This window comes from Kitasatospora sp. NPDC056273, assembly GCF_042268845.1.
GTDB lineage: Bacteria > Actinomycetota > Actinomycetes > Streptomycetales > Streptomycetaceae > Kitasatospora.
Window position 1 is genome coordinate 1 of record NZ_JBHJSJ010000015.1, and the last position, 17,392, is coordinate 17,392.

Sequence of the window (17,392 nt, forward strand, 5' to 3'; positions counted from 1 at the left end):
TCCCGGCCCCCGCCCCCGGGCTTTGCCCCGCGGGGGCCCAGCCTCCCGGCCGACAGCTCCGGTCGGCGGGCCAGCTCCAGGACGGCCGCGTACGGGCGGTCGCCCTCCCGCAGGCGGTCCCCGACGAGATCGACCAGGCCGTCCAACGCCTCGCCCGTGAGGGCGGGGTGAGCCGCGAGCAAGCGAAGGAGGCGATTGTCGTTCCACACCTGCTGCCGGCGCCCGGCCAAGGCCGCCAGCAGGTCGGTGGGGGCGGCCGGGTTGTCGGCGATCGCGTGCCAGACGAACGGGTACTCGCCGATGGCCAATCGGCGCAGGACGTCGGGATTCGAGGTCCGTTCGGCGAGCCGCCGGTAGTCGCCGCCGTCATGCAGGTGCTTGAGCGCCTCCATGTCGTCCGTCGGGTCCGTCATGCCCATCGTGTCCGCCGCGGCCGTCACGTCTGCCCCTCGCCGTCCTTCGTGCAGGGGCGCGACCCTAACAGTCCACTGATCCGCCCTCATCCCACTTTCCGGCGGGGGTGCTGAGGGCGGTGGCCGGGAGGGTGGGCAGCGGTCCCTCCGGCGGGAGCGTCCAGGCGTCCGGGTCGGCGGCGAACGGGCCGCTGCGGTCCCGGAGCTGGGCGAGGGCGAGCTCCCGGGCCCGGTCCAGCTGCCGGTGGGTGGCCTCGTCAACGACGCCGAGGCGCCGGGCCTGGGCGTACTCGTCCTCGTCCTTCCAGCTGTACGACGACAGATCGGGGGTGATCACGAGGTCCAGGAAGAGGTCGAGGGTGTCGATGCCGATGGCCGTCCGGCGGTACGGGCGCTCGAAGTTGACGTACCAGCGCAGCGGCCGGCCGTCGGGTGTCAGAAAACGGTGCACGCTGAACGGCACTCCGGCGGTGAAGCGGCTGAGCACCACGGTGTCGCGCCAGGTCCAGTGGTCGAGTTCCCACCGGCCGGAGGCGAGGTCGTGAACGCAGTCCAGGCGCAGGGCGTCGTCTCCGGCGTGCGCGGCGACGGTCCAGCTGGCCGGGGCCAGGCTCTCCGTCCCCGGGCGGGCGGTGAGGGTCAGGACGTCACCGTCGTCCGCGAGCACGGTGTAGGGCATGGCCGACCAGACCCGGCCGTGGGCGACGTCCCGCCGTACGGCGGTGCCGCTCGGGGCGAAGACGGGAGCCGAGCCCGGGGCCGTCACCGGACGTAGTAGGCGCGGTTGTGGGCGGCGACGGGCGGGGACTGGTAGGTCCAGACCCCGGCGGCCGGGGCGTCGGCGATCAGGTGGGCGAGGTCGCGGGCGGACTCCTCGGCGGGGTTGCCGAGGTCGAGCCGGACGCGGTCGGCGGTGCGGTCGTCCAGCGCGTAGTAGCGGTAGGGCTGGTAGACGTTGAGCGGTCCGGCCAGCAGCTTGCCCTCGTCGTCGGTGCCGTAGCCGGTGATCGGGGTGTTGTTGACGGACTCGGGGGTGAGGCCCACCAGGTTCACGTCCAGGGCGAGGAGTTCCTCGTCGTGGCGGCTCAGCCCGTCCGGCCCGAGGGCGGCCCGACGGCAGGAGACCGACCAGCGTTCGCGCACGTCGGGCGCGTTGAGGGAGGGCAGGGTGGTCTCGAACCAGCCCGGGTGCTTGGGCTCGGCGTACAGCCGGCGCCCGGCGTCGATGGCGAGCGGGTTGTCGCAGAGCACGTGCAGCCGCGCGATGCCGAGCAGCTTGGTCTGGTCGTAACCCCGGGCGTACTGGCCGTAGTTGACCACCGGCATCCGCTCCTCGGCGAAGACCGGGTGGGCGATCAGGTTGATCTCCAGCTCCTGGGTGATGCCGCCGCCGTTCGGATACTGGGCGAAGTAGAGCTGGAAGTTGAGCGAGACGCAGGCCCCGCCGTCGAAGGCGGCGACGCTCAGCCCGGGGTGGCGCTTGGCGAGCAGTTCACTCGCCCGCGCACGGTCGACCAGGTAGTCGACACCGACGTTGTGCAACGCACCGTAGTGGAAGGGCAGGTGGTACGGCTCCGGTACGGGCGGCAGCGGCAGGCCGGTCATGAGGGCTCCGAGGACGAGGGGGACGAGGAGGACGGCGAGGAGAACGGTGAAGGGGACGACGACGGGGACAACGCGGGTGAGAACACGGGCGCTACGGGGACACGGCTGGCGGCCGGGGGCGCCACCGCCGCCGGGCGGTGCAGCTCCAGCAGGTCGCGGTGCATCCGCTCAGCGCTGCGCAGCGCGAGGGCGGCCATGGTGAGCGAGGGGTTGGAGGTGCCGAGAGAGGGCATCGACCCGCAGCCGACGGCGTACAGGTTGGGGTGCTCCCAGCACCGCTGCCAGTGGTCGACCACCGAGTTCGCGGGCGAGGAGCCCATGATGTGGGTGCCACCGGCGTGGCCGGCGCCCCGGTAGCCGTGGACGGTTCCCCGGTGTTCGAGCCGTCCCGGCCATCCGGCCGCCGGGTAGGCGGTGTGGTCCTCGGCGCCGAGCAGCGCGAACAGCTGGTCGGAGACGGCCCGGGCCGAGGCCATGCCCTCGCGGACGTACTCGGAGACGTCGTAGCGGATGGCCGGGCTCGGCAGGCCGAGCGGGTCGCGCCGGTCCCGGTCGAGGGTGACCCGGTTGGCCGGGTCGGCGGGCTGCTCCAGCTCGAACTGGAGCGAGAACTGACGGCCCAGCCGGTCGCCGAGCCGCTCCCGGAGCTCCTTGCCCCGGAGGCCCGCCGCGAGCAGCGACGCCGCCTCGGCCTCCGGCGCGCCGCCCGCCCAGGACCAGCCCCAGTTGCCGATCTCGATCCGGAACGGCGCCCGGCGGTCCCGCCCGGGTCCGAAGCGGAACGCCTCCAGGCCGCTGGTGGAGCCGGGCCCCCGGTAGGGGCCGACCGGTCGGGGCATCAGCCCCCAGGTGAGCAGGGCCGGGTGGTCCATCAGGTTCCGGCCGACCTGATCGCTGCGGTCGGCCAGACCGGAGAGGAGCAGCAGCCGGGCGTTCTCGATCGCGTGCGCGGCGAGGACGACCAGGTCCGCCGTCACCCGGTGGGTCGTGCCGCCCGCGAGGTACTCAACTTCCCGGGCCCGCCCGGTCTCCGGGTCGGCCAGCACCCGGCTGACGACGGCCTCCGTGCGCAGTTCGACCCCGGCCGCCCAGCGGGCCTGGGTACGCATCGGGGTGTACTTGGCCCCGCTCGGGCAGGCCGGGACACAGCTGGAACTGCCCGCGCAGAGCGGCCCGTCGGCGGAGCCGGGCCTGGTCGGCACGCCGTTGCGGGCGTGCGGGGTGGCGGTGACGGCGAGCCGGGCGGGGCCGGGCACGGCGGGGTCGCGGACGGTCCGGCCGTCGAGGGCCCGGGCCAGCTGCCGGTCGAGGTAGCTGGCCGGGATGGCCCGCATCGGGAAGTCGTAGCCGTCCGGGATGGGCAGTCCGACGGCACGGCGCTGCTCCTCGGCGTCGGCGGCGACGCCGAGTTCCCGTTCGGCCTCGCGGTAGTGGGGTTCCAGGTCGTGGTAGCCGATCGGCCAGTTGCGGCCGTGGCCGAGGTCGCCGGTGCGGAAGTCCTCGGGGTGCATGCGCGGGGTGAGTCCGGTCCAGAGCAGCCCGGTGCCGCCGTTGGCGCGCAGGTAGCCGCTGGCGTAGGGCAGCGGCCCGTACTGGCGGAGGTGGCCGGTGGCGGTGAAGCCGCCGTCCGGGTTCCCGGTGAGGTCGGTGACGTCGGGTGACGGCGCCTCGGGGCTGTGCGGGTAGGGCGAGGTGGGCGGTCCGCCGCCGGCCGCGCGGTGGGCGGTGGCGGCCTCGGCGCCGGTGGGCGCGGCCCGGCCGGCCTCCAGGACGAGGACCCGCCAGCCCTGTACGCCCAGGCGGTGGGCGACCAGTGTCCCGGCGAAGCCCGCGCCGACCACGACGGCGTCCCAACGGGCGGTCACCGGCCCTCACCGCCGTTCTCCGGTGCCACTGCCCCGGTGCCCCGCGATGCGGTGCCTCCCGACGTCGCGGCCCCGCCCAGGATCTCCGCCCCTCCCCGGACCTCGGGGCCCGGAACCTCGGCGCCCCGGGGCGCGCCGGCCCAGCTGCCGTGCCCGGGGGCGGCGGCGCCGGGCGGGACGGCGTGGAAGGTCCGCCAGACCAGCCCCTGGTCGTGGGCGCGGGCGGAGGAGGGCGCCTCGCCGGGCCAGGCGCCGACGTACCAGAGGTGGACCAGGGCGTGCTCGTCGCGGACCCGGTGGGCCAGCGTGGTGCGGTGGTGCTCGTCCGCCATGCCGGTGGAGCGCAGTTCGGGCACGTCGAAGCCGGTCAGCTCGGCGCAGACGCGGAGGAACTCGTCCGGGTCTGCCAGGGCGTCGACGTACGCCTTCGCTCCGGGGTCCCAGCGCTCCGCCAGGTCGTAGTCGGCCGGACGGTTGTCGGACACGGACACGCGGACACCCCCACGATCGGCAACGGGTGGCCGAGGCATGACAGGCCGTACGGCGCAACGGTCCGTACGGCACGACAGGCCCCGCACAACGCGGCAGGTCCGGGGCCGCCGGTCCTCGCGGGGACGGCCCTGCCTGCCACCGCGATCCTGCCGCCCGCCCTCACCACCGGAAACACGTTGCACGAATCTGCCCGGACTTCATCATCCTGTGCCCGGTCGGCCGTCCATCCCGATCATCCGGCGTCCGCTTCCGGTCGGCCCAGCGCCCGCACCGCCGCCAGGACGTCCAGGCCCAGCTCCGGGTCGGCGTCCTCGGGGAGGCTGACGGACAGCCGGGTGACCAGCCCCGCGTAGCGGCGGTGGATCTCCCCCGCGACCTCCTCGACCGGACCGCAGACCGCGAAGGCGTCGAACACCTCGTCGTCGATCAGCGCGGCCATCTCCGCCCAGCGCCCGCGCACCGAGTGGGTGTGCAGCTCCTCCTGGAGCCCCTCCCAGCCGTGCTGCGCCAGCACCGGGCGGTAGGCCGGCGTGGAGGCGTAGAACGCGAGCCGCTCGCGGGTGGCGGCCCGGTTGGCCGCCAGCTCCTCCTCGGTGCGGCCGGTGGCGGTGAGCACGTTGCCGACGATCTCGAACGGCCGCTTCGTCCACGCGGCGCCCTCCGCCTCGGCCCGGGCCCGTTCCTCGGTCAGGCCCGGCAGCACCTGCTCGGCCAGGTAGGCGGTGGAGGAGAACGGGTGGCTCAGGAAGCCGTCGGCCACCGCCCCGGCGGTCCGGGTCATCAGCGGCCCGACGCCCGCCAACAGGATGCGCGGCACCCCGGACGGGACCGGGTCCGGCGAGAACACCGGCGTCATCACCGTGTGGGTGTAGAACTCGCCCCGGAAGCGCAGCCGTTCGCCGGTCTGCCAGCTGTGCCAGATCGCCCGCACCGCGTGCACGTACTCGCGCATCCGGGCGGCCGGGCGGTCCCAAGGCATCCCGAAGCGCTTCTCGATGTGCGGCTTGACCTGCGAGCCCAGCCCGATGACGGCCCGTCCGCCGGAGGCCGCGTGCAGCCCCCAGGCCTGGTAGGCGAGCGTCATCGGGGTCCGCGCGAAGGCCACCGCGATGCCGGTGGCCAGCTCGATCGACTCGGTCCGGTCCGCCGCCCGGGCGAGCTGGAGGAACGGGTCGTACGCGGTCTCGGCGACCACCAGCCGGTCCATGCCCCGGTGTTCGGCCCGCTCGGCGGCGGCCAGGATGCCCGCCGGGTGTCCGGAGGCGGTGGCGTCGAGGCGCAGGGCGGGGGGTCGGAGGGCGGCGGGTCGGTCCATGGCGGTGCTCCTGGTCGCGGGCGGCGGTGCTACCCGGGTAGCCTGCCACGCCTCGCCCAGGGCCCCGGGCCCTGGACCGACCGCCGCCCCCTCACCGACCGCCGACGGCACCGCCCGCACCATCCGGCGCCGCGAACAGCCGGTCCAGGTGCCGGTCGACGGCCGTGAGCACGGCGGCGGGCTCGACCACGTCCAGCTCCAGCAGCGTGGTGAACCCGGTGAGCGCGAGCAGCAGGTCCGTCTCCACCACCGGGTCGCGGTCGGCCGCGAGCTGCCCGTCGGCGATCGCCTGCCGGACGATCCGCTCGACCATCGCCCGCCCCTGGAGCAGTCCGCCGCGCGCCCGCGCGTGGACCTCCTCGTCGTGCAGCGCCTCCAGCACGTAGGCGGCGCTCATCCGGCTGGTCGCCCGCGCGTCGGCGTGCAGGGGCAGCAGCTCGACCAGCATCGCCCGCAGCACGTCGCGCGGGTGCGGCCGTTCGCCGAGCTCCGCCAGTGCCCGGCCGACCCGCAACCCGCTCTGCTCGCCGGCGAAATCCATCGCGAAGGTGAGCATCTGCGCCCGGGAGCCGAAGTAGTGCTGGAGCTGCCCGAGCGAGATGCCCGCCTCCTGGGCGACCTCGCGCATCGTCAGGTGCGTGGCGCCGCGCCGCTCCACGACCCGCCACAGCGCACGGGCGATCGTCTCGCGGCGTTCCCGGTGGTCGACCTGCTTGGGCATCGGCGGCGGCTCCTCGGATTCTCCCCGCGGGCCGCGGAGGCCGCGGACCCTGCGGGATCTTTTCCATACGCTTGACATAATACAGCTGACCTATAACGTGGGAAGCCTTCCGAGGGAGGAGCGTCCACATGTCGGAGCAGCCCGTCATCCGCACCACCGAAGGACTCGTCCGCGGCCGCTGGGAGCCGCGGCGCGAGCCGGAACAGCACCCGGAGCAGCACCACGAGCAGCGAGGCGGCCGGGAACTCGCCGTCTTCCGCGGCATCCGCTACGCCCAGCCGCCCGTCGGAGCCCTCCGCTTCGCCGCCCCCGCCGCCCCCGAGCCGTGGGACGGCGTCCGCGAGGCCGTCGCCTTCGGCCCCGTCGTCCCCCAGTCCGGGCCGATGCCCGCCGGGTCCGGCGAGTCGTCCGAGGACACCGACTGGCTGACGCTCGACGTCTGCACGCCCGATCCGGGCGCGGCCGGGCTGCCGGTCCTGGTCTGGATCCACGGCGGCGGGTTCATGTCCGGCACCGCCGGCGACCCGCTGTACGACCCGACCGCCCTAGCCTCCGCCGGGCTGGTCGTGGTGGCCGTCAACTACCGCGTGGGCGCCGAGGGCTTCGCCCTGCTGGAGGGCGCCCCGGCCAACCGGGCCTTCCTGGACCAGATCGCCGCCCTGCACTGGGTGCGGCGCAACATCGCCCGGTTCGGCGGGGACCCGGCCCGGGTGACCGTCGCCGGGCAGTCCGCGGGCGCCGGCTCGGTCGCCGCCCTGCTGGCGATGGACCCGGCCCGCGGCCTGTTCCGGCGGGCCGTCGCCCACTCGGTGCCGGGCAACCACTGCACGCCCGCGCTGGCCGCCGAGGTCACCGCCGAGCTCGCGAAACTGCTCGGCACCGTCCCCACCGCCGCCGCGCTGGCCGAGGTGCACCCCTGGCGCCTGGCCTCGGCGGTCACCGAGCTGAATGCCGCGCTGCCGGACCACGTCGCACGCTGGGGCCGACTGGCACGGAGCGGCATCGCCACCGTCCCGGTGGTCGACGGCGAGGTCCTGCCGGGCTCCCCGTGGTCGGCGCTGACCGCCGGCGTGGACCTGCTGGTCGGTCACACCCGGGACGAGTTCCGGCTGTTCAGCGTCCTCAGCGGCCGACACGGCGGCTTCACCGAGGAGGAGGCGCGGCGCATGCTGAAGGCGTTCGCGCCGACGCCGGGCGGCCCGGACGCCTACCGGTCCGCCCTCCCCGGCGCGACGCCCTCCGAACTCCTCGAAGCCGTCGGCTCCGACGCCCTGTTCCGGGTGCCGTCCCTCCGGCTGGCCGAGGCCAACGCGGCCGCCGGCGGCACATCGTACCTCTTCGAGCTCGCCCTGCCCGCCCCCGCCCTCGGCGGCGTCCTCGGCGCCTGCCACGGCCTGGACGTACCGCTCGCGTTCGGCAGCCTGGACAGCCCGACGGCGCGGCAGTCGCTCGGCGACCCGCCCCCGCCGGAGGCCGTCCGGGTGTCGGCGGAGCTGCGCCGGGCCTGGGTCCGGTTCGCCACCACCGGCGACCCGGGGTGGCCCGCCTTCGATCCGGACCAGCAGCTCACCCGCGTCCTGGACGCCCGCTCGGAGACCGTCCGCTACCCGGAACAGGCCGCCCGCCGGATCTGGGCGGGGCACCCCCTCACCGCCTACGACCTGCACTGACGGCGGCCCGGCCGGGCGGGGAGCCCGAGGGCGGGCACCGAGGACGGCCGTACGGCGCGGGCACCCGCCCGCGCCGTACCCGCCGTGGGCTCCTCACCCGTTCAGACAGCTCCCGTGCACGGGCGACCGCACAGACCGGCCGTTCCGCCGCTACTTCCCCTACTTCCCCGCGTCCTTCAGCAGCCGCAGCAGCCCGGTCGCCACCAGGGCCGAGGAGGCCGGGTTCTGACCGGTCACCAGGTTGCGGTCGACCACCGCGTGCGGCGCCCAGGGCTCGCCCTCCTCGAAGTCCACGCCGAGCCCGACCAGCCGGTCCTGGAGCAGCCACGGCGCGCGGTCCGCCAGGCCGGCCTGGGTCTCCTCGGCGTTGGTGAAGCCGGTCACCCGGTACCCGGCGAAGGGCGAGCCGCCGTCCTCGGTCCGCGCCGCGAGCAGCGCGGCCGGGCCGTGGCAGACCACTCCGAGCGGGCGCCCGGAGGCGAGCACCCGGGTGAGCAGCCGGCCGGAGTCGGCGTCGACCGCCAGGTCCTCCATCGGGCCGTGGCCGCCGGGGTAGAACACGGCGTCGTAGTCGGCCGGGTCGACCTCGGCCAGCACCAGCGGCTGCCGGAACTCGGCGATCCCCGCCAGTTCCTCGGCCATCGCCGGGTCGGTCAGACTGGCCCGGTCCGCGACCGGGACGACACCGCCGGGGGTGGCGACGGCGACCCGGTGGCCGGCCTCGGTGAAGGCGCGGTACGGGACGACCGCCTCCTCCGCCCAGAAGCCGGTCGGGTGCTCGGTGCCGTCGTTCAGGGTCCAGACCTTCGAACCGGTCAGGACGAACAGGATGTCGGCCATGGGGTGTGCCTCCGGGGGTGCCGCGGTCTCCGCCACGACGGTCCGCCGCGGCGCTCACGCGGTCGACGCTAGACGCGCCCGGCCCGCGGGAACCAATGGGCCACGCGATGCGAGGCATCGGGATTCCGATACCTCACCCGGACCGTCGAGCCGGTCGCCGCGCTCAGCGCCGAACCCACCATCGGGGCCACCATCGGGCCCACCGCCGAGCCATCGGAATCCCGTACGCTCACGGGCATGAGCGATCGCCCGGCCACCGGCTCCGGCCCGCTGGACCTCAACCAGCTGCGGACCTTCCTCGCCGTACACCGGGCGGGCTCCTTCACCGCGGCCGCGCACCTGCTGGGCCTCTCCCAGTCCACGGTGACCGCGCAGATCCGGGCACTGGAGCAGCGGCTCGGCCGGGAGCTGTTCGAACGCCGGGCCCGCGGGGTCAGCCCGCTGCCGTACGCCGACGACCTCGCCGCCCGCCTGGCCGGGCCCCTGGACCGGCTCGCGGACCTCGCCGACGGGCGCGGCGGCGGCACACCGGAGCCGGTGCACCTGGCCGGGCCGGCCGAGTTCCTCGGCACCGTCCTGCTGGCCGAGCTGGCCCCGCTGGTCGCGCAGGGCGTCCAGCTGCGGGTGACCGGCGGGCTCACCGACCCGCTGCTGGCGGAACTGCGCGCCGGGCAGCACGACCTGGTGGTCGCCACCCGGCGTCCGCGCGGCCGGACGCTGCTCGCCGAACCGCTCGCCGACGAGGAGTTCGTCCTGGTCGCGGCCCCGGTCTGGGCCGAGCGGCTGGCCGGCCGGGAGCTGCCCGACGCGCTGGCCGAGGCACCGCTGCTCAGCTACGCCGAGGACCTGCCGATCGCCCGCCGCTACTGGCGGCACGTCTTCGACCGGCGGCTGCACGCCCGGGCCGCGGTCACCGTGCCGGACCTGCGGGCGCTGCTCTCGGCGGTGACCGCGGGCGCGGGCTGGAGCGTGCTGCCCGGCTACCTGTGCCGGGCCGAACTCGCCTCCGGGGCCCTGCGGTTGCTGCACGAGCCGGCCGATCCGCCGATCAACACCGCCTACCTGGTGCGCCGCCCGGCCGGCTCGGCCAACCCGCACGTGGCCCTGGTCCGCGAACACCTGCTGGCCGCGGCCCGCACCTGGGGCTGACCGGCCGCACCCCCGCCGACCAGCCGCCCACCAGCCACACACCGCGCCCCGGGATCAGACCGCCAGGTCCCGCCGCTCCAGCAGCCGGAAGGCCGCCACCAGCCCGAGCAGCCCCACCCCGAGCAGCACGCCGAACGCCGCCCACGGCACCCCTCCGTGGCCGAGCACGTCGCCCGGCGCGTAGTAGTGGAACGGGCTGAGGTAGCGCAACGACCGGGCCGGGGACCAGGCCAGCGCGACGAAGTTGAGCGCGAAGCCGACCGCGCCGAAGGCGACGGCCGCGCCGACCACATGGGCCCGCCGCCGGCTGACCGCGGAGACCGCCAGCACCGGTCCGGTCAGGCAGAACGCGAGGGCGCAGCCGAGCAGTCCGGCGGTGAACACCGCGCCCTCCGGGACGGCCTCGCGCAGCGGCGCGGAGGCGGCCACCCCGAGCGCGAGGGTCAGCGTGGCGGCGGCGTTGAGCAGCACCGAGGCGGCGACCAGGGCGCCGGTCCGCTCGGCGAGCAGTCGGCGGCGGGAGACCGGGCGGGTCATCAGCAGCTCGATGGTGCCGGACTCGACGTCGGCCGCGACGGCGGCGGCGCCGAGCGAGCCGATCACGGTCAGCTGGAGGGCGATCCAGAACGGGTGGGTGAGTCCGGCGCCGAGCAGGCCGGGGTAACTGGCGATGGAGACGTCGCCGTTGGAACCGCTGAAGGCCTTGAACGCGCCGGGCGGGGTGCGGCCGCCGCCGAACAGGTCGCCGGGCGGGATGGTCCCGGCGATCACCACGATCAGGGCCTCGAAGACGACCATGCCGAACAGCAGGGAGAGCAACATCCGGCGCCGCCGGTGCAGGGCGAGCCAGACCAGCGGGAGGCGGCGGTTGACGGTGCCCGGGTTCACGGCCGCTCCTCCGGTTCCGGCCGGCTGCCGCCGGTCGAAGGCTCCTCGGCCCCGACGGACCGGTAGAGGTCGAGGAAGGCCTCGTCCAGGCCCGCCTCCTCCACCGTCAGGTCGGCGACCGGCAGTTCGGCGAGCAGGGTGCGCACCGCCGCGACCACCTCGTCCGGCGGCACCAGCAGCTCGACCCGCGGGCCGTCCCAGCGCGGGGACCACCGCTCGGCGGCGCCCAGCGGCCGGGCGCCCCGCCCGTCGTCGAGGAGCAGCCGGACCCGGCGGGCCCGGGCCTGGCGCAGTTCGGCCACCGAGCGGACGGTGACCAGCCGGCCGTGGCGGACGATGGCGACCCGGCCGCAGGTCCGCTGCACCTCGGGCAGCACGTGGCTGGAGAGCAGGACGGTCCGCCCGGCCGCGGCCTCCTCGGCGAGCAGTTCGTAGAAGGTCTCCTGGACGAGCGGGTCGAGCCCCTCGCTCGGCTCGTCCAGCACCACCACCGGCGGCCGGTGCTGGAGCGACTGGACGAGTCCGAGCTTCTGCTTCATGCCGCGCGAGTACTGCCCCACCGGCCGGGCCAGGTCGGCCCGGGAGAGCTTCAGCCGCTCGCACAGCTCGCGCTGGCGCGGGACCGGGGCGCCCTGGAGGGCGGCGAGCAGGTCGAGAGTCTGCTGCCCGGTGAGTTCGGGGTAGAGCCGCAGTTCGCCGGGCAGGTAGCCGATCAAGGGGGCGAGCAGGCCGTGGTCGGCCACCGGGTCCAGACCGAGCACCCGCACCTGCCCGTCGCTGGGGCCGAGCAGGCCGACCAGGCAGCGCAGCGTGGTGGTCTTGCCGGCGCCGTTGGGGCCGAGCAGGCCGAACACCTCGCCGGCCTCGACCGACACGTCCAGCTGTTCGATGCCGACCGTACTGCCGTAGCGCTTGGTGAGCGCCCGCAGTTCGATCACCGGACCGCCTCCGGTGCCCCGCCGGTCGACGGCTGGATCCGGACTTCCCGGCATGACCACCTCCTGTGAGGGACGCGCCCGACGGTGCCGGACGGGCTCCAGCGACGGGATGCGATCCGTCGCCGGACGCGCCCCGGTGACGGACGCGTCCGACATCCAAGCGCGCCCGGCCGGGCGAGTCGAGGGACGCGGCCGAAACGGAGGGTGTCTCACCCCTTGCACACCCCCAGCGGCACCAGCCGGGCGACCTGCCGGGCGAGCCCCGCCGCCTCGGTCACGGCGGCCACCGCGTCGACGTCCTTGTACGCCTCGGGGGTCTCCTCGGCCAGCGCCCGCCAGGAGGCCGGCCGCACCGCGATCCCCCGCGCCTCCAGCTCGCTCTTCAACCGCTCGCCGCGCACGGTGCGCAGCGCCTGGTGGCGACTCAGCACCCGCCCGGCGCCGTGGCAGGCGGAGCGGAAGGCCTCGTTGCCGGGCAGGCCGACCATGACGTACGAGGCGGTGCCCATGGTGCCCGGCACCAGCACCGGCTGCCCGGCCCCCACCAGGTCGGCGGGCAGGTCGGGGTCGCCCGGCGGCAGCGCCCGGGTGGCGCCCTTGCGGTGCACGCACAGCGTCCGGAGCTCGCCGTCCACCTCGTGGGTCTCCAGCTTGGCGAGGTTGTGCGAGACGTCGTAGACCAGCTCCAGCCCGACGCCGAGCACGGTGGCGAAGGCGCGGCGGGCCGCCTCGGCGAGCAGCTGCCGGTTGGCCCGGCCGTAGTTGGCGGCCGCGGTCATGGCGCCCAGGTAGGCACGGCCGCGCGGGGAGTCGACCGGGGTGCAGGCGAGCTGGCGGTCCGGGAGCTCGATCCGGTAGCGGTGCAGTTCGCGGTCCATGGCGCGGACGTGGTCGGTGCAGATCTGGTGGCCGAGGCCGCGCGAACCGCAGTGGATCATGACGCAGACCTGGCCCGGCCGCAGTCCGAAGGCGGCGGCGGTCCGCGGGTCGTGCACCCGGTCGACGGCCTGCACCTCCAGGAAGTGGTTGGCCGAGCCGAGGCTGCCGACCTGCTGCAGCCCGCGCTCGACGGCCCGGGTGCTCACCTCCCCGGGAGCCTCGCCGGCCAGCACGCCGCGGTCCTCGCAGCGTTCCAGGTCGCGCGGCACACCGTGGCCGTGCTCGACGGCGTAGCGGGCACCGCCGATCAGCAGCTCGTCCAGTTCCTCCGGTCCGCCGAGCCGCCACAGGCCGCCCCGGCCCAGGCCGCGCGGGACGGTGCGGTCCAGCAGGTCCATCAGGCGGCCGATCCGCTCCGGGTCGAGTTCGTCCCGGCCGACCCCGGCCGCCAGCAGCCGGACCCCGCAGGAGATGTCGAAGCCCACCCCGCCCGGCGAGACCACCCCGCCCCGCTCAACGTCGGTCGCGGCGACCCCGCCGATCGGGAAGCCGTAGCCCCAGTGCACGTCCGGCATCGCGTAGGAGGCGCGGACGATCCCGGGCAGCGTCGCCACGTTCGCCACCTGCTCCAGCGCCTTGTCCCCGGCGGCCTGCGGCAGCAGCGCGGCGCTCGCGAACACCACCCCGGGCACCCGCATCGGCGGGCGCGGCTCGATCCGCCAGCGGTACCGGCCGGCCTCGGTCAGTGCGATCTCCACCTCGCTCACCCCGCTCCCGCGGCTCCGGCCCACCGCGCCGGGACCGGGCTCAGACGTCCACCGTGGCCTGGCAGGTCCAGCCGTCCGGCCCGGCGCTCAGGTCCAGGTCGTGCAGTGAGACGGCCTTCGGCACGGCGCCGACCAGGACGGCCGTGGCGGCGTCGGCCATCCGGAACCGGACCGCCACCCGACGGGCGCCGTCCAGGCCCTCGATCGGGCCGACCGCCACCGCCACCGGCAGCTCGCCGTCGACGTCCATCCGGTAGACGACCTCCTCCAGGACGCCCGCCAGCAGGTCCGGATCGCTCACCGCGAGGACCGTGCAGCCGCGCTCACCGACGATCCGCGCGCCGGCCAGGTCGGCGAAACTGCCGACGACGCCGTACACCAGCTCGCCGATACAGCCCTCCGCCGTCGGCGCCCAGGCCTCGACCCGCAGGTCGGCCGTGTGCGGCACACTCCGGTGCCCGCCGGCGGACCGGCCGACAGGCTCGTCTCCGTCCACGAGCGACGCCTCCCGCACCCGTTTCCCTCTCCCCTCCAGCCTCGTCCCGCAGCCCACCCGGGGGCAAGCGCGGCCGATCCGGCGGCCGGGTGCCGCAGCAGGCCCGCGCGCAGGGCGATGGCGTACGGCCGAACGGTGGCCGTGCCTGCGCGACGGGCAGCGCGTCGTGCCCGATCAGGCAGCCCGGACTGCCTTCACGCCTCTGGTGGAGCCCCTGCCCGTCTGTTAGTCAGGAGGGTGACCGCCTGCCGTGCGAGAGGGAGACCATGCACGCCCAGCACAGCGCGAAGACCGATGAGGCCGAGCGCAGCCGTCCACCGGCGAGCAAGCCCGCGATCGGGGGCGCGCCGCCTCTCCTGGCCCTCCAGCGCAGCGTCGGCAACGCGGCGGTCGTCCGGATGCTCCGCCGGACCGGACGGCCAGGGGCTCAGGAAGAGCCCCGGCAGGGCGGCGAATTCGACTACGGGCAGGCCGAACACGCCGTTCAGCGCTCCACCGTCCAGGACGTCCTGCGCTCCCCGGGGCGTCCGCTCGACCACGGCACGCGCACCGAGATGGAAGGCCGGCTCGGCGCGGACTTCTCGGACGTCCGCATCCACACGGACGCCGCCGCGCGGGCCTCGGCAGTGGACGTGGGCGCCCGCGCCTACACCTCCGGCCACCACGTCGTCATCGGCGAGGGCGGAGGCGACAAGCACACCCTCGCCCACGAACTCACCCACGTCATCCAGCAGCGCCAGGGCCCCGTCGCCGGAACGGACGACGGCACCGGGCTGAAGGTCTCCGACCCCTCCGACCGCTTCGAACGCGAGGCCGAGGCCAACGCCGTTCGCGTCATGCGGCGGTCGGTGCATCCGCCGGCGCGGACCGAGGGCGGAGCCGCCGTCGGCACCCGTACCGACGTAGCGGTGCAGCGCGCGACGGCGGAGGAGGACCGCGAGGTCGCGGCGAACCTCGCGGAGGCCGCCGGCGGGCGCCTCGGGAGCACCGAGCCGTGGGCGCGCGAGACGTTCGATCCCCATGACACGGAGATCGGCGCGGACAGGACCGGTGTCCACATCGCCAGCGTCCAGGCCCCCACGGACAAGGTGATGAAAGCGGGTGCGCAGTGGTCGGCCGTCGAGCTGGATAAGAAGAAGAAGCTCCTGGGCGAGGCGCTGGACACCGCGTTCCTCGAATGGAGCAAGCGGTACGACCCCGAGCAGGTGTACATCTTCACCGCGCCGGAGTACTACTTCAGCGGCCAGGGCACCCACTTCCTGAGCGGGGACCAGGCGGCCGGCGTGGACGAGTGGCTCGCCGACCGCCTGGCGATCCTGCCCAGCAACTACCTGGTGGTGCCGGGAACCATCGGCCGCCGACGTTCCCTCGACGCGCACGAATCGGACCAGGCGCGCGCCGACCAGCAGGAGGGCCGGAAGCGGCTCAAGGAGAACATGGGTGCCGACAACGGATACGCCAAGGACTCGGTAGCGGAGCTGGAGGAGATCTGGGAGCAAGGCCCTGACCCCGACGGGTCGGGCAACGTGACCGTGTTCGACAACTACGCGCGTGTCTTCCAGGGCGGCCAGGATCCGAAGACCTACACGAAGCGTTTCGAGGCGCCGGACTGGGGAGGAGCTCCGGACCGTTCACAGGAGGAGATGGAGCAAGGCTTCTTCGCCATCGGGCAGGAGAACTTCGAGACCACGGTGAAGGGCGTTCAGGTCCGCCTCCAAATTTGCTCGGACAACGCCGCGGAGAGCCTCTGGAACGAACCGTACGAAGGCGTCCACATCCTGGTGGCGGCGAACTTCGGCGACGCGGGCGAGAGCCAGGCCAACATGCACGGGGACACCTTCGTCGTGGCCGACTCGGGACATTCCCAGCTCTTCGAGGCCGACAATCCGGTCCCGCCGGCGGACAGCGTCAAGGACCTCCGGTACCACGCTGCCGAGAAGCGGAAGATGACGGGCAAGAGCCCGGAGGCGACCAGCACGAAGGGACCGGTCTCGCTGAACTTCTACCGCACGGCGACCCGGGAACCCACCACCCAGTAGGCGCTGGGGCGGTGGGCGAGGCCGACCGCGTGCCCTGCGGGTGCCCCTGGCCGCCGGGTCAGGCCGTGGGGAACTCGACCCGGACGCGCAGTCCGCCCGTGCTGCCGGGGTCGGCGGTGACGGTGGCGTGGTGGGCGCGCGCGATGGAGGCGACGATGGACAGGCCCAGGCCCGCGCCCTCACGCGGGCTGTGCCGACGCTCCTGGAGGCGGCGGAAGGGCTCGAAGAGATAGGGGACCGTCTCCGGCGGCACCTGGGGGCCGGAGTTGGCGACCTCCAGGACGCCGTCGCGCACGTCGACGTCGACCCGGCCGCCGTCGTGGTTGTAGCGCAGGGCGTTGCCGACCAGGTTGCGTACCAGGTGTGCCAGCAGCACCGGATCACCGTCGACGGACACGGGGGCGGTGTCCGTCCGGACGGTGACGCCGTTCGCCCGGGCTTCCTCCGGGGCGGCGCACTCGGCGGCCACCGCGCGGGCCAGCTGGTCCAGTGCGACCGGTTCGCGGTGGTCCAGCCTCTGGTCGGAGACGGACAGCAACAGCAGGCCCTCGATGAGCCGTTCGCTGCTCTCGGAGACCTCGATCAGTTTGCGGCGGACCCGGGCGACGGCGGCCGGGTCCCCGGTGGCCAGCCCGATCTCGGCCGCGGCCCGCTGCACCGCGAGCGGAGTGCGCAGTTCGTGTGCGGCGTTGGCCGCGAACCGCTGCTGCGCACCGACCAGTTGCTCCATGCGGTCGAGCATGTCGTCGAAGGTGTCGGCGAGCTGTTTGAGTTCGCCCGGGGGTGCGTCGAGGGCGATCCGCTCGTGCAGGTTCTCGCCCGAGAGCCGCCGCGCCGTGTTGGTGATCACCGCCACCGGGCGCAGCACCCGTCCCGACATCCACCAGGCCAGTGCCATCGAGATGACGGCGAAGGCGGCCAGGGCGATCAGGGAGACGGTCAGCAGCTGGTTCTGGGCGGCCTGCTCGGCGGCCTGGGTGACGACCTTGACGGCCTGGAAGTGGGACTGTCCGCCGTCGGCGGGGTCGGTTCCGGCGGGGGCGCTCCCGGGTGGGGCGTTCGCGGGCGCGGCGGTTCCCACCGTGAGGGTCTTCGCCGCCGCGGCGGGGTCCGGGGTCGCCAGTGTGGCCAGTCGCGGTTCGACGGCGACGGCCGTGCTGATCGAGGTGTACAGCCCCTCCCGGACCAGGAAGTTGACCAGGACGATGAGCATGGCCCCGGCGAGGACGAGCAGCCCGCCGTAGAGCATGGTCAGCCGGCCCCGCTCCCCGCCCGGCAGCCGCGGGCGTGCTCTGCCCGGTAGCCGCCGGCGTGC

General features: G+C 74.9%; 16 protein-coding genes. 3 read left to right on the top strand and 13 right to left on the bottom strand.

Going from position 1 to position 17,392, the window contains the following annotated elements; translation table 11 throughout:
* The 7 genes from ACFCY1_RS15845 to ACFCY1_RS15875 all read right to left on the bottom strand — a co-directional run.
* The coding region (locus ACFCY1_RS15845; RefSeq protein ID WP_375874912.1) for a hypothetical protein at positions 1-413 on the bottom strand (413 nt) is incomplete at its 3' end.
* 64 nt (positions 414-477) lie between these two features.
* Positions 478-1,179 carry a DUF402 domain-containing protein gene (locus ACFCY1_RS15850; RefSeq protein ID WP_375874913.1) on the bottom strand — a complete coding sequence of 234 codons (702 nt, stop codon included), beginning with the start codon at positions 1,177-1,179 and terminating at the stop codon, positions 478-480.
* Positions 1,176-2,018 (bottom strand): hypothetical protein, encoded by an 843-nt coding sequence (locus tag ACFCY1_RS15855; RefSeq protein ID WP_049652491.1) that lies wholly within the window; start codon positions 2,016-2,018, stop codon positions 1,176-1,178. Before ACFCY1_RS15855 ends, ACFCY1_RS15850 begins: the two co-directional genes overlap by 4 nt.
* On the bottom strand, positions 2,015-3,883 hold the full coding sequence (locus ACFCY1_RS15860) for a GMC family oxidoreductase (protein WP_375874914.1): 1,869 nt from the start codon (positions 3,881-3,883) through the stop codon (positions 2,015-2,017). The genes ACFCY1_RS15855 and ACFCY1_RS15860 overlap by 4 nt, the downstream gene beginning before the upstream one ends.
* Complete coding sequence (locus ACFCY1_RS15865; RefSeq protein WP_074003538.1) at positions 3,880-4,374, bottom strand: hypothetical protein; 495 nt, start codon at positions 4,372-4,374, stop codon at positions 3,880-3,882. The genes ACFCY1_RS15860 and ACFCY1_RS15865 overlap by 4 nt, the downstream gene beginning before the upstream one ends.
* Positions 4,375-4,607: 233 nt before the next feature.
* Entirely contained in the window at positions 4,608-5,690 is a 1,083-nt protein-coding gene (locus ACFCY1_RS15870; RefSeq protein WP_375874915.1) for a TIGR03617 family F420-dependent LLM class oxidoreductase, read from the bottom strand.
* 91 nt (positions 5,691-5,781) lie between these two features.
* The gene (locus ACFCY1_RS15875; protein WP_375874916.1) at positions 5,782-6,411 is read right to left on the bottom strand and encodes a TetR/AcrR family transcriptional regulator; all 630 of its coding nucleotides are present in this window, start codon (positions 6,409-6,411) and stop codon (positions 5,782-5,784) included.
* A 128-nt stretch (positions 6,412-6,539) separates the two neighbouring features.
* Here ACFCY1_RS15875 and ACFCY1_RS15880 point away from each other — a divergent pair, with 128 nt between their 5' ends.
* Positions 6,540-8,081, top strand: coding sequence for a carboxylesterase/lipase family protein (locus ACFCY1_RS15880; RefSeq protein WP_375874917.1), 1,542 nt, complete (start codon positions 6,540-6,542; stop codon positions 8,079-8,081).
* A 159-nt stretch (positions 8,082-8,240) separates the two neighbouring features.
* Here ACFCY1_RS15880 and ACFCY1_RS15885 read toward each other — a convergent pair whose 3' ends face one another.
* Positions 8,241-8,921, bottom strand: a complete 681-nt coding sequence (locus ACFCY1_RS15885; protein ID WP_375874918.1) for a type 1 glutamine amidotransferase domain-containing protein — start codon at positions 8,919-8,921, stop codon at positions 8,241-8,243.
* A gap of 237 nt (positions 8,922-9,158) precedes the next feature.
* On the opposite strand from ACFCY1_RS15885, the gene ACFCY1_RS15890 reads away from it, so the two are divergent.
* Entirely contained in the window at positions 9,159-10,070 is a 912-nt protein-coding gene (locus ACFCY1_RS15890) for a LysR family transcriptional regulator (RefSeq protein ID WP_375874919.1), read from the top strand.
* 54 nt (positions 10,071-10,124) lie between these two features.
* Here ACFCY1_RS15890 and ACFCY1_RS15895 read toward each other — a convergent pair whose 3' ends face one another.
* The 4 genes from ACFCY1_RS15895 to ACFCY1_RS15910 all read right to left on the bottom strand — a co-directional run bounded on the left by ACFCY1_RS15895 (position 10,125) and on the right by ACFCY1_RS15910 (position 14,038).
* The gene (locus ACFCY1_RS15895) at positions 10,125-10,958 is read right to left on the bottom strand and encodes an ABC transporter permease subunit (protein WP_375874920.1); all 834 of its coding nucleotides are present in this window, start codon (positions 10,956-10,958) and stop codon (positions 10,125-10,127) included.
* Positions 10,955-11,950 carry an ABC transporter ATP-binding protein gene (locus tag ACFCY1_RS15900; RefSeq protein WP_375874921.1) on the bottom strand — a complete coding sequence of 332 codons (996 nt, stop codon included), beginning with the start codon at positions 11,948-11,950 and terminating at the stop codon, positions 10,955-10,957. The genes ACFCY1_RS15895 and ACFCY1_RS15900 overlap by 4 nt, the downstream gene beginning before the upstream one ends.
* 155 nt (positions 11,951-12,105) lie before the next feature.
* A complete protein-coding gene (locus ACFCY1_RS15905; protein WP_375874922.1) occupies positions 12,106-13,533 on the bottom strand; it encodes an RtcB family protein in 1,428 nt (475 codons plus the stop codon).
* Positions 13,534-13,582: 49 nt separating this feature from the next.
* On the bottom strand, positions 13,583-14,038 hold the full coding sequence (locus tag ACFCY1_RS15910; RefSeq protein WP_375874923.1) for an archease: 456 nt from the start codon (positions 14,036-14,038) through the stop codon (positions 13,583-13,585).
* 266 nt (positions 14,039-14,304) lie between these two features.
* Here ACFCY1_RS15910 and ACFCY1_RS15915 point away from each other — a divergent pair, with 266 nt between their 5' ends.
* Complete coding sequence (locus ACFCY1_RS15915) at positions 14,305-16,077, top strand: DUF4157 domain-containing protein (RefSeq protein ID WP_375874924.1); 1,773 nt, start codon at positions 14,305-14,307, stop codon at positions 16,075-16,077.
* A 58-nt stretch (positions 16,078-16,135) separates the two neighbouring features.
* On the opposite strand, the gene ACFCY1_RS15920 is transcribed toward ACFCY1_RS15915, so the two are convergent.
* Positions 16,136-17,326 carry an ATP-binding protein gene (locus ACFCY1_RS15920; protein ID WP_375874925.1) on the bottom strand — a complete coding sequence of 397 codons (1,191 nt, stop codon included), beginning with the start codon at positions 17,324-17,326 and terminating at the stop codon, positions 16,136-16,138.
* Positions 17,327-17,392: the final 66 nt, after the last annotated feature.

Coding starts and splice junctions, on each gene's coding strand:
- ACFCY1_RS15855 (WP_049652491.1), bottom strand. CDS start 2,018: ATGACCGGCCTGCCGCTGCCGCCCGTACCGGAGCCGTACCACCTGCCC.
- ACFCY1_RS15870 (WP_375874915.1), bottom strand. CDS start 5,690: ATGGACCGACCCGCCGCCCTCCGACCCCCCGCCCTGCGCCTCGACGCC.
- ACFCY1_RS15875 (WP_375874916.1), bottom strand. CDS start 6,411: ATGCCCAAGCAGGTCGACCACCGGGAACGCCGCGAGACGATCGCCCGT.
- ACFCY1_RS15880 (WP_375874917.1), top strand. CDS start 6,540: ATGTCGGAGCAGCCCGTCATCCGCACCACCGAAGGACTCGTCCGCGGC.
- ACFCY1_RS15885 (WP_375874918.1), bottom strand. CDS start 8,921: ATGGCCGACATCCTGTTCGTCCTGACCGGTTCGAAGGTCTGGACCCTG.
- ACFCY1_RS15890 (WP_375874919.1), top strand. CDS start 9,159: ATGAGCGATCGCCCGGCCACCGGCTCCGGCCCGCTGGACCTCAACCAG.
- ACFCY1_RS15900 (WP_375874921.1), bottom strand. CDS start 11,950: ATGCCGGGAAGTCCGGATCCAGCCGTCGACCGGCGGGGCACCGGAGGC.
- ACFCY1_RS15915 (WP_375874924.1), top strand. CDS start 14,305: ATGCACGCCCAGCACAGCGCGAAGACCGATGAGGCCGAGCGCAGCCGT.
- ACFCY1_RS15920 (WP_375874925.1), bottom strand. CDS start 17,326: ATGCTCTACGGCGGGCTGCTCGTCCTCGCCGGGGCCATGCTCATCGTC.